The sequence below is a fragment of the Pseudomonas fluorescens genome (genome assembly GCF_003732425.1).
GTDB classification, from domain to species: domain Bacteria; phylum Pseudomonadota; class Gammaproteobacteria; order Pseudomonadales; family Pseudomonadaceae; genus Aquipseudomonas; species Aquipseudomonas fluorescens_BE.
Window position 1 is genome coordinate 1,112,842 of the sequence record NZ_MOBX01000013.1, and the last position, 11,309, is coordinate 1,124,150.

9 protein-coding genes are annotated in these 11,309 nt (G+C 60.0%); 2 read left to right on the plus strand and 7 right to left on the minus strand.

Features of this window, described 5'->3' with window-relative positions; genetic code table 11:
- Positions 1-107: 107 nt before the first annotated feature.
- The 3 genes from BK670_RS15550 to BK670_RS15560 all read right to left on the minus strand — a co-directional run bounded on the left by BK670_RS15550 (position 108) and on the right by BK670_RS15560 (position 4,637).
- A complete protein-coding gene (locus tag BK670_RS15550; protein ID WP_123450816.1) occupies positions 108-1,316 on the minus strand; it encodes an MFS transporter in 1,209 nt (402 codons plus the stop codon).
- 216 nt (positions 1,317-1,532) lie between these two features.
- Positions 1,533-2,915 carry a cysteine--tRNA ligase gene (cysS, locus tag BK670_RS15555; protein ID WP_123450818.1) on the minus strand — a complete coding sequence of 461 codons (1,383 nt, stop codon included), beginning with the start codon at positions 2,913-2,915 and terminating at the stop codon, positions 1,533-1,535.
- Positions 2,916-2,936: 21 nt separating this feature from the next.
- Positions 2,937-4,637, minus strand: a complete 1,701-nt coding sequence (locus BK670_RS15560; protein WP_123450820.1) for a glutamine--tRNA ligase/YqeY domain fusion protein — start codon at positions 4,635-4,637, stop codon at positions 2,937-2,939.
- Positions 4,638-4,887: 250 nt separating this feature from the next.
- Here BK670_RS15560 and BK670_RS15565 point away from each other — a divergent pair, with 250 nt between their 5' ends.
- On the plus strand, positions 4,888-5,394 hold the full coding sequence (locus BK670_RS15565; protein WP_123450822.1) for a peptidylprolyl isomerase: 507 nt from the start codon (positions 4,888-4,890) through the stop codon (positions 5,392-5,394).
- Positions 5,391-6,143, plus strand: coding sequence for a UDP-2,3-diacylglucosamine diphosphatase (gene lpxH, locus BK670_RS15570; RefSeq protein WP_123450825.1), 753 nt, complete (start codon positions 5,391-5,393; stop codon positions 6,141-6,143). The genes BK670_RS15565 and lpxH overlap by 4 nt, the downstream gene beginning before the upstream one ends.
- 122 nt (positions 6,144-6,265) lie before the next feature.
- Here the strand turns inward: lpxH and BK670_RS15575 are convergent, their stop codons facing one another.
- From BK670_RS15575 to BK670_RS15590, 4 genes are all read right to left on the minus strand, one after another.
- Positions 6,266-7,795 (minus strand): DHA2 family efflux MFS transporter permease subunit, encoded by a 1,530-nt coding sequence (locus BK670_RS15575; protein WP_016986555.1) that lies wholly within the window; start codon positions 7,793-7,795, stop codon positions 6,266-6,268.
- Positions 7,796-7,958: 163 nt separating this feature from the next.
- On the minus strand, positions 7,959-9,161 hold the full coding sequence (locus tag BK670_RS15580) for an HlyD/EmrA/EmrK family protein (RefSeq protein WP_123450827.1): 1,203 nt from the start codon (positions 9,159-9,161) through the stop codon (positions 7,959-7,961).
- 15 nt (positions 9,162-9,176) lie between these two features.
- Positions 9,177-10,646, minus strand: a complete 1,470-nt coding sequence (locus BK670_RS15585) for an efflux transporter outer membrane subunit (RefSeq protein ID WP_123450829.1) — start codon at positions 10,644-10,646, stop codon at positions 9,177-9,179.
- The gene (locus BK670_RS15590) at positions 10,636-11,118 is read right to left on the minus strand and encodes a MarR family winged helix-turn-helix transcriptional regulator (RefSeq protein ID WP_123450831.1); all 483 of its coding nucleotides are present in this window, start codon (positions 11,116-11,118) and stop codon (positions 10,636-10,638) included. The genes BK670_RS15585 and BK670_RS15590 overlap by 11 nt, the downstream gene beginning before the upstream one ends.
- Positions 11,119-11,309 lie beyond the last annotated feature (191 nt).

Below are 11,309 nucleotides of genomic sequence, written 5' to 3' on the forward strand. Positions count from 1 at the left end.
CAGCGAAGATCAAAAGATCGCAGCCTGCGGCAGCTCCTACACGGTGTACACCATCCCCGTGCAGGAGCTGCCGCAGGCTGCGATCTTTTGACTCTAAATCCACGCAATCACTGGCACGTCGACTCTAACTGTGTCGCTGACGCTAAACCGAGCGTACGCAACCCAATCAACACAACCACCATCATCATCACCCCCGCGCCAATCGCCACACCGAACCCTGCTCGCGCGCCATAAGCATCAATCACCGGCCCCGTGAGCATACCGCCCAGCGCTACGCCAATGCTGATGCCAGTGGTCATCCACGTCAGCCCTTCTGTCATCCTGGACGCAGGGATGATGATCGTCCCCAGCTTCATGACCACGACCATAGTGGGCGCAAACGATATGCCCGCGATAAACAGCATCACTGACAGGACATAAACATCTGTTGAGAAAACCGGCAGTACGCCGGTGACGGCCGTGACCAATATGCCGATAAAGAACTGTTTTTCGATCGGCAGGGAAACCCGCAATGCACCGAAGGTCAGGCCTGCCACCAGTGAGCCGAACGCATAGGAAGCGAGGATAAAGGTGGCAGACGCTGGCCAGCCTTGGGCATTGGCGAACGCCACAACGGCGACATCGATTGCTCCGCCAATGACCCCCATCGCCAACAGCGACAGCACGATGGTGCGAACGCCGGGAATCAGCAAGGTGGAACCGGTGTGGCTCTTGTTGCCCAAGACCACTTTCGGTTCGGTCTGGCGCTGCAGGAGAAAAGCCGTCACTCCGATGGCCAGCAGCGCCACCGCCACAAGCGGTCCGGCTTCGGCGAAAAAGCTCACGCTCAAACCGATCGCCAGTGGCGGGCCGATGATGTAAGCAAGTTCGGTCAGGACCGTATCCAAAGAGAACGCTGTGTGCAGCTGCGGTTTGCCACGAAACAGCTGCGACCAGCGAGCCCTGATCATGGACGGCATGCTCGGCATCGTTCCCGCCAGCGCGGCAAGCACGAAGAACAATGCGGCGGGAGCCCTCATGTAGACGGCGAAGATCAGCGCCAGCAGCATGACAATGCTGAACGCCGTGACGATGGGCAGCACACGGCGCTGGCCCCGCTGATCAACCAGTTTCGAGATGCGCGGGCCGAGCAGCGCATTGGCCAGGGTGAACGTACCGGCGACCGCGCCGGCCAGCCAGTACACGCCTGTTTGCTGGACCAACATGGTGATGATGCCGATGCCGATCATTGCTTGCGGTAACCGCGCAATGGAACTCGCGAGCACTAACCCCGTGGCACCGGGGGTCGTTAGCAGTTCGCGATAGTGATTGGCCATGATTTCTCCCTTTATTCGTCGCTGGTCAGCTTCCCGCTGCACGTGCGCAGCCAGTGTTGACCGCGTCCGACATCAAGACCTACGCGGACTGCAAAAGCAACCATGGGCTAAAGCACAGATCAAAAGATCGTCCGATCTTTTGGCTTTAAGAAAACAAAAACCCGCACTAGGCGGGTTTTGTTTTGATCGTTCCCACGCTCTGCGTGGGTACGAACATCAGTCAGCCAGACGCCAGGTAGTCCCACCCTTGCCGTCTTCCAACACAACACCCATCGCCGTCAGCTGGTCACGGATACGATCGGATTCAGCCCAGTCCTTACCGGCCCGTGCCGCCAGACGCGCCGCAATCAGCGCATCCACTTCAGCCGCATCGATACGCCCCTCGGCGCCCGCCTGCAGGAAGTCATCCGCCTCCAACTGCAACACACCCAGCACGCTGGCCAGTTCTTTCAGACGTGCCGCCAGACCGGCCGCTGCGTCGAGATCGCTCTCACGCAGGCGGTTGATCTCGCGCACCATCTCGAACAGCACCGCACAGGCTTCCGGCGTGCCGAAGTCGTCGTTCATCACTGTGGTGAAGCGTTCAACAAACGCTTCGCCGCCAGCAGGCGCCACAGTCGGCAGACCTTTCAACGCGTGGTAGAAACGCTCGAGTGCGCCTTTGGCGTCCTTGAGGTTGTCTTCCGAGTAGTTGATCGCGCTGCGGTAATGGCTCGACACCAGCAGGTAACGCACGACTTCCGGGTGGTACTTTTCCAGCACGTCGCGGATGGTGAAGAAGTTGTTCAAGGACTTGGACATCTTCTCGCCATTGATGCGAATCATGCCGCAATGCATCCACGCGTTGGCGTAGGTCTTGCCGGTGGCCGCTTCGCTCTGGGCGATTTCGTTTTCGTGGTGCGGGAACTCAAGGTCGCTGCCGCCGCCATGAATGTCGAAGGTCTCGCCGAGGCAGCAGGTGGACATCACCGAGCACTCGATGTGCCAGCCCGGACGCCCGGCGCCCCATGGCGATTCCCAGCTCGGCTCGCCCGGTTTGGCAGCTTTCCACAGCACGAAGTCCAGCGGGTCCTGTTTCGACTCGTCGACTTCGATGCGGGCGCCGATGCGCAGGTCTTCGATCTTCTTGCGCGACAGCTTGCCGTAGCCCATGAACTTGGCGACGCGGTAGTACACGTCGCCATTGCCCGGGGCGTAGGCGTAACCTTTGTCGATCAAGGTCTGGATCATCGCGTGCATGCCCGGAATGTGATCCGTGGCGCGCGGTTCCATGTCCGGCTTCTTGATGTTCAGGCGCGCTTCGTCTTCGTGCATCGCGGCGATCATGCGCTCGGTCAACGCTTCGAACGATTCACCGTTCTCGTTGGCGCGGTTGATGATCTTGTCGTCGATGTCGGTGATGTTGCGCACGTAAGTCAGGTCGTAACCGCTGAAGCGCAACCAGCGGGTCACCAGGTCGAACGCGACCATGCTGCGGCCGTGGCCGAGGTGGCAGTAGTCGTACACGGTCATGCCGCAGACGTACATGCGCACCTTGTTGCCATCCAGCGGCTTGAAGACTTCTTTGCTCTTGGTGAGCGTGTTGTAGATCGTTAGCACGTTGGTTTCCTTGACGCTAAATCACTGGCCCCACGAATCACGCAGGGTCACGGTACGGTTGAATACCGGCTGACCTGGTTTCGAGTCCTTCATATCAGCAACGAAGTAGCCTTCGCGCTCGAACTGGAAACGGTCTTCCGGCTGTGCATTGCCAAGCGATGGCTCCGCACGACAACCGGTGAGTACCTGCAGCGAATCAGGGTTGATGTTGTCGAGGAAACTCGCGCTGTCTTCGGCCTTCTCAGGGTTCGGCGAGCGGAACAGACGATCGTACAGACGCACTTCGCACTCGACGCTGGCAGCGGCCGGCACCCAATGGACCACGCCTTTGACCTTGCGGCCTTCCGGGTTTTTACCGAGGGTTTCCGGATCGTACGAGCAACGCAGTTCGACGATGTTGCCGTCGGCGTCCTTGATCGCTTCGTCGGCACGGATCACGTAGCTGCCGCGCAGACGCACTTCGCCGTTCGGCTCCAGGCGCTTGTAGCCCTTTGGCGGTTCTTCCATGAAGTCATCGCGGTCGATGTAGATTTCACGGGCGAACGGCAGCTTGCGCACGCCAAGTTCTTCTTTCTGCGGATGACGCGGCAGTTCGAGGTTCTCGACCTGGTCTTCCGGGTAGTTAGTGATCACGACTTTCAACGGACGCAGCACGCACATGGCGCGCGGGGCGTTCGCGTCCAGGTCCTGACGGATGCTGAACTCGAGCATGCCGAAATCGACTACGCCATCGGAACGGTTGGTGCCGATCATGTCGCAGAAGTTGCGGATCGAAGCGGGCGTGTAGCCACGGCGGCGGAAGCCAGACAGCGTGGACATGCGCGGATCATCCCAGCCATGGACGTGCTTCTCGTCCACAAGCTGCTTGAGCTTGCGCTTGCTGGTGATGGTGTAGTTGAGGTTCAGACGGCTGAACTCATACTGACGCGGGTGCGCCGGCACTGGCAGTGCGTCGAGGAACCATTCGTACAGTGGACGATGGCTTTCGAACTCCAGGGTGCAGATCGAGTGGGTGATGCCTTCGATGGCGTCCGACTGACCGTGGGTGAAGTCGTAGTTCGGGTAGATGCACCACTTGTCACCGGTCTGATGGTGATGGGCGTGGCGGATGCGGTACATGATCGGGTCGCGCAGGTTCATGTTCGGCGAGGCCATGTCGATCTTCGCACGCAGCACGCGGGCGCCGTCCGGGAATTCACCGGCACGCATGCGGGCGAACCAGTCGAGGTTCTCTTCTACCGAACGGTCGCGGAACGGGCTGTTCTTGCCCGGCTCGGTCAGGCTGCCACGGTATTCCTTGGCTTGCTCAGGGGTCAGGTCGTCGACGTAAGCCTTGCCGGCCTTGATCAGCTCAACGGCCCAGTCGTGCAACTGGTCGAAATACTGCGAGGCGTAGCGCACTTCACCGGACCACTCGAAGCCCAGCCATTTGACGTCGCTTTCGATTGCGTCGATGTATTCCTGGTCTTCCTTGGCCGGGTTGGTGTCGTCGAAACGCAGGTGCGTGACGCCGCCGAACTCTTGGGCCAGGCCGAAGTTCACGCAGATCGACTTGGCGTGGCCGATGTGCAGGTAGCCGTTGGGCTCAGGCGGGAAACGGGTGACGATCTGGGTGTGCTTGCCCGAGTCCAGGTCTGCCTGGATGATCGGCCGCAGGAAATTGACCGGCACGGCAGGGCCGGACTTGGCATTCGAGGTAGGGTCGACAGTGGGCTTGCTCATAGGATCCTTGACTTACATGTGCGCGGCCGCAGAGGGGGCCAGACAAAACAAAGCCGCTATCATAGCCGATGCTGTCAAGGGGCTGACAGAGCACGGCTTATAAAGGAGCGCATTTAATCGCCGGGAATTGAAAAACAGCCTCGAAATTCGCGCCTGTCACGCTAAACTGCGCACCTTGGCCGAAGCAGGCTGAACCGGTTTCGGAACTCCGGGTCCGAAAACCACGAATTCCTTATAAAGAGTAGCGATCATGACTCAAGTTAAATTGACCACCAATCATGGCGACATCGTCATCGAACTGGACGCGGAAAAAGCGCCAATCACCGTTGCCAACTTTCTCGAATATGTTAAGGCCGGTCACTACGAGAACGTGGTTTTCCACCGTGTGATCAAGGGTTTCATGATCCAGGGCGGCGGTTTCCAGCCTGGCATGCAGGAAAAGAAAGACAAGCGCGCCAGCATCCAGAACGAAGCGGATAACGGCCTGAAGAACGAAAAGTACACTCTGGCCATGGCTCGCACCATGGACCCGCATTCGGCCTCGGCGCAGTTCTTCATCAACGCCACCAACAACAGCTTCCTCAACCACACCGCCAAGACCGCTCAGGGCTGGGGTTATGCCGTATTCGGTAAAGTGGTTGCCGGCACTGAAGTTGTAGACAAGATCGAAGGCGTTGCCACCACTTCCAAGGCCGGCCACCAGGACGTACCAGCAGACGACGTGATCATCGAGAAAGCCGAGATCATCGAAGCGTGATATTGCTGATTTCAGACTTGCATCTGGAAGAGGAGCGCCCGGACATTACCCGGGCGTTTCTGGATTTGCTCGCCGGACGCGCCCGCTCGGCGAGTGCGTTGTACATCCTCGGCGACTTTTTTGAAGCGTGGATTGGCGACGACGCCATGACGCCCTTCCAGCGTTCCATCTGCCAGGCCCTGCGCGAACTCAGCGACAGCGGCACGGCGATTTTTCTGATGCACGGCAATCGCGACTTCATGCTCGGCAAGGCCTTCTGCAAGCAGGCCGGCTGTACGTTGTTGAAGGATCCGAGTGTCGTGCAGTTTTACGGCGAGCCGGTACTGTTGATGCACGGCGACAGCCTCTGTACCCGCGACGTCGGCTATATGAAGCTGCGGCGTTATCTGCGTAATCCGATCACGCTGTTTATCCTGCGGCATCTGCCACTGAGCACCCGGCACAAACTGGCGCGCAAGTTGCGCAGCGAGAGCAAGGCGCAGGTGCGGATGAAGGCCAATGACATCGTTGATGTCACGCCGGAGGAGATTCCGCGGATCATGCAGGCGTTTGGCGTGAAGACGTTGATCCACGGGCACACCCATCGTCCGGCGATCCACAAGCTGCAGCTCGGTGAGCAGGCGGCAAAGCGGATTGTGCTGGGGGATTGGGATCGTCAGGGGTGGGCGTTGCAGGTAGATGAGAGCGGGTACGCCCTGGCGCCGTTCGACTTTGCCCCGCCACCAGCCCTGCCCGCCCCTGCAATCTAAAGCCCAACACAAAACCCTGTGGGAGCGAGCCTGCTCGCGAATGCAGTGTGTCATTCAGCAATCGAGTATCTGACACACCGCTTTCGCGAGCAGGCTCGCTCCCACAGGTCCTGCTTTGCAGGTCAATGACCGCTGGCGGCCGGACCTGCCTTGGCGGCAAACGGCGGTTTCGCCAGCCACACAATCAGAATCAACCCCATAAAGCCCCAACCCAGCAGCGTGAAGTAATCCACGGTGGAGAGCATGTACGCCTGGCTGGTCAAAATCTGGTCCATCTGTGCATAAGCCGATTGGCTCGCGCCGCCTAAATGATTCAAGGTCTCGCGGGTTGCCGGTTCGAAAGTGCTGATGCTCTCACTCATGTACGCATGGTGCTGATCGGCGCGGCGAATCCAGATCCACGTGGTCAGCGACGCGGCAAAACTACCGCCCAAGGTCCGCAAGAAAGTCGCCAGGCCTGCACCATCGGCAATCTGGCTCGGCGGCAAGTCCGACATCAGGATGCTCAGGGTCGGCATGAAGAACAGCGCCACGCCAATGCCCATGAACAACTGCACCAGCGCGATGTGCTGGAAGTCCACTTCGTTGGTGAACCCGGCGCGCATGAAGCAGCTCAAACCAATCGCCAGAAACGCCAGGCCGGCGAGCAAGCGCAGGTCGAACTTGTTCGCGTACTTGCCGACAAACGGCGACAGCAACACCGGCAGAATGCCGATCGGCGCCACGGCCAGACCGGCCCAGGTCGCGGTGTAGCCCATCTGCGTCTGCAACCATTGCGGCAGGATCAGGTTGATACCGAAGAACCCCGCGTAACCCAGCACCAACACCAGCGTGCCGATGCGGAAGTTGCGATAGGCGAACAGCCGCAGGTTGACCACCGGGTGCTGGTCGGTCATTTCCCAGATGACGAACACCGCCAGCGCGATCACCGAAATCGCCGCGCCGATGATGATGAAATTCGACTCGAACCAGTCCAGATCATTGCCCTTGTCGAGGATTACCTGCAACGCGCCGACACCGATGATCAGCGTGATAAGACCAACATAATCCATCGGCTGACGACTGGTTTCCACCGGGCGTTTGGCCAGTTGCGAACGCACCACCATCACCGCAAAGATGCCGATCGGTACGTTGATAAAGAAGATCCACGGCCAGCTGTAACTGTCGGTGATCCAGCCACCGAGAATGGGTCCGGCAATCGGCGCGACCACCGTGACCATCGCCAGTAACGCCAGGGCCATGCCGCGCCTGGCGGGCGGATAAACCGCGATCAACAGGGTTTGCGTCATCGGATACAGCGGCCCGGCAACCAGACCTTGCAGCACGCGGAAGCCGATCAGTTCCGGCATCGAGGTCGAGATACCACAAAGAAACGAGGCCAGCACGAACAGGATGGTGGCCCACAAAAACAGCTTCACCTCACCGAAACGACGGCTGAGCCAACCGGTCAGCGGCAGCGCAATCGCGTTACTCACGGCGAACGAGGTGATCACCCAGGTGCCCTGCTCCGAACTCACCCCGAGGTTACCGGAAATCGTCGGCAGCGCCACGTTGGCAATGGTGGTGTCGAGCACTTGCATGAACGTTGCCAGCGACAGACCGATGGTACTGAGCAACAGGCTGGGCGGCGTGAAAGAGGCGTTATTGCTCATTGTGAATCCTTTGAAACCTGATTGACGCTATGGAGCGGACCTTTGTGGCGAGGGAGCTTGCTCCCGCTCGGCTGCGAAGCAGTCGCAAGCTTTTGGGGCCGCTGCGCGCCCCAGCGGGAGCAAGCTCCCTCGCCACAAAGGCCCGCACCTGAGGAGTGTGATCTCAGCGTTGCGCAGTTTTGCTGAGCGCCGCGCTGTTGTCGTGGATCAGCTGCGCAATCATCGCGTCGGCTTCGGCCAGTTGGCGGTCGTAGACGTTGGTGCTGAACGAGGCCTTTTGCGGTGGCTGCTGCGCCAGTACCGGACCGCTCTGGTCGTGCAGGTTGACTTCAACGTTGGTCGACAGGCCGACGCGCAGCGGATGCTTGGCCAGCTCTTCGGCGTTGATGTGAATGCGCACCGGCACACGCTGAACAATCTTGATCCAGTTACCGGTAGCGTTTTGCGCAGGCAGCAGAGCAAACGCGCTGCCGGTGCCGGCGCCGAGGCTATCGACGGTACCGCTGTATTTCACGTCGCTGCCGTAGATGTCGGATTCGATATCCACCGGCTGACCGATGCGCATGTCGCGCAATTGGGTTTCTTTGAAGTTGGCGTCGATCCACAGCTGATCCAGTGGAATCACCGCCATCAACGCCGTGCCCGGCTGCACACGCTGCCCGAGTTGCACGGTGCGCTTGGCGACGTAACCGGTGACCGGCGCAATCAGCGTGCTGCGCGCATTGGTCAGGTACGCCTGACGCAGATCGGCAGCGGCCGACATCACGTCCGGATGCGACGAGACCACGGTGTCATCAACCAAGGCGCTGGTGGTTTTCAGTTGCTGCTTGGCGTTGGCCAGGGCATTTTGCGCCGAGGTCAGGTCATCGCGAGCGTGGGACAGTTCTTCCTGGGAAATCGCCCCGCCCTGCGCCAGGTTCTTCCGGCGGTTGTAGTTGTCCTGCGCCTTCTGCACTTCGGCCTGCTGAGCGTTGACCTGGGCTTTCATGCCGTCAACGTTGCTGTACAAGCCGCGCACCTGACGCACAGTGCGCGCCAGTTTCGCCTGGGCACTTTGCAGACCGACTTCGGCATCGTTGGGGTCGAAGTTGATCAGCACCTGACCTTCGTGAACCAGATCACCATCGTCAGCGCCGATGCTGACCACGGTGCCGGTGACCAGTGGGGTGATTTCGACGACGTTGCCGTTGACGTAGGCGTCGTCGGTGCTTTCGTTAAAGCGCCCGATGAACTCGTGGTACGCCCAGACGCCGGCGCAGGCGAGCGCGACCACAACGGCCAGCGCCAACAGCATCACTTTGCGTTTGCGCGGGTTGCCGGTGTCCGGGGTGTTGCCTTGAGCTTGAGTGTTTTCGGCAGTGGCCATGACAAATACCTTGAATTAGTTGTGCGACGTGGCTGGGGTGGCGTTGGCTGCGGTCAGGGTGTCTCCCTGGAAGCCGCCGCCCAGCGCTTGCATCAGTTGAATCGACAGGTCGATCTGCTCGGCATTGAGGTTGGCCAGTTGACGCTGGGCCTGGAGCAATTGCTGCTCGATGCTGAGCACGTCCAGGTAGTTGCCGATGCCGGAACCGTAACGCTGGACGACGGTGTTGTAAGAATCCTGGGCAATCTCGGTGGCGTGTTGCTGCGCACCGATCTGCCGGCCGATGTCACGCAACTGGTTGATCGTGTCGCTGACATCGCCCAGTGCCTTCACCAGGCTTTTGTTGTACTGCGCCACTGCCAGGTCGTAATCGGCGTCGCGCGCATCGAGGTTGGCGCGCAGGCGTCCGCCGTCGAAAATCGGCACCGAAATGGTCGGGGCAATGTTGAAGAAGCGACTGGCCGAGCCAAACATCGCGTCACCCAACAACGATTCGGCCCCGGCCAAGGCCGTGAGGTTCAAGTTGGGATAGAAGCGGGTTTTCGCCGAGTCGATGTCTTTACTCGCGGCTTCGACGCGCCAGCGCGCGGCGACCAGATCCGGGCGACGACCGAGCAGTTCCGCCGGCAACACCGACGGCACCGCCACGGCACTGGCTTGTAGCACTTTCGGGCGGGCAATTTCGCTGCCGCGATCCGGGCCTTTGCCGAGCAGCACCGCCAAGGCGATCTTGGCGCTGTTCAAGCGTTTTTCCGCGTCGATCAGGCTGGCTTCGGAACTGGCTTCCAGGCTCTGGGTTTGCTGGAACTGATACTGGCTGTCGATCCCGGAACTCAGGCGACGCTGGCTCAAATCGAGCATTTGCTTGGTGCGCTTGAGGTCTTCGTTCGCCAGGTCATAAACGATGTGTGCCTGCCCGAGATCGCTGTAAGCGCGAGCGACGTCGGCGGCGAGGGTCAGTTGTGCGGCCTGACGATCAACTTCAGCGGCACGGGCCTGACCGAGTGCAGCTTCCCAGGCATCACGCTGGCCGCCCCACAGGTCGAAGTTGTAATTGAAACCGGCGCTGACATTGCGCACCGTCGAATAAGCCCCACCCTGCCCCAGCGGATCCTGATCGCGAGCCAAGCGCGAACGGCTGATGCCGGCGCTGGCGTCGAGGGTCGGATAACGTTCGGCATCGGCGGCATACGCGGCGGCGCTGGCCTGATGTGCACGGGCTTCGGCGATTTGCATGTCCGGGCTGTCGTGCAGCGCTTCGCGGATCAAACCGTCGAGTTGCGGATCGCCAAGGCTGGTCCACCAGTCGCTTTTCGGCCACGCGGCCGGCGAGAGAGTCACGCCGTTCAGCGACTGGCCGACTTTCAGGCTTTTCGCATCAAGATTCTGGCCTTGGGTGTCGAGGCCGCTGTAGTTGGCGCAACCGGCGAGGATCATCGCCGACAGCACCAGCGTCAGGCTGCTGCGCAAGGTGTTACCGCTCATTGTGTTCACCTAACCGCTGGATAGTGATCGGGTCACCGGCTGCCAGCAGGATTTTCTTGAGGATGTATTCCAGGGTCTTCAACTCGTCCGGAGTGACGGCGCCGGCCAGTTCATTCATCGCATCGGCGCCGATGTACGGCAGGCGATCAGCCAGTTGCTGGCCCTGCTCGGTGAGTTTGAGTTGCACCTGCCGGCGATCGCCTTCGCTGCGTTGACGAACCAGAAAACCTTTCTGCTCCAGACGATCGAGCATGCGCGTCATCGAACCGCTGTCCAGCGACAGATGCCGGCACAGCTCGGCCGGGGTGTCGACGCCGAACTGGGCCATGATGATCAACACTTTGAACTGCGCGGCGGTGATGCCGTGGGGTTCCATGTGGGTGTCGATGATCCGGTCCTTGAGCAGCGCAGCACGGCCAAGCAACAGGCCAAGATGGCAGTGTTTGAATTCGTCCGGGGTGAAATGCTTCATTTGCTCACCTAATAACTGCCTAGGCAGTGAATGTATGTCGAGATGTTACTGCCTAGGCAGCGAATGTCAACGTAATAGTTAGGTGGCTTGGTAATTAGTTGACCAGTGGGCTGGGTTTTGTGTTGCACATGCGAACGCTATCGCTGGCAAGCCAGCTCCCACAGGGATCTGCGGTGAACACAAATTCTGTG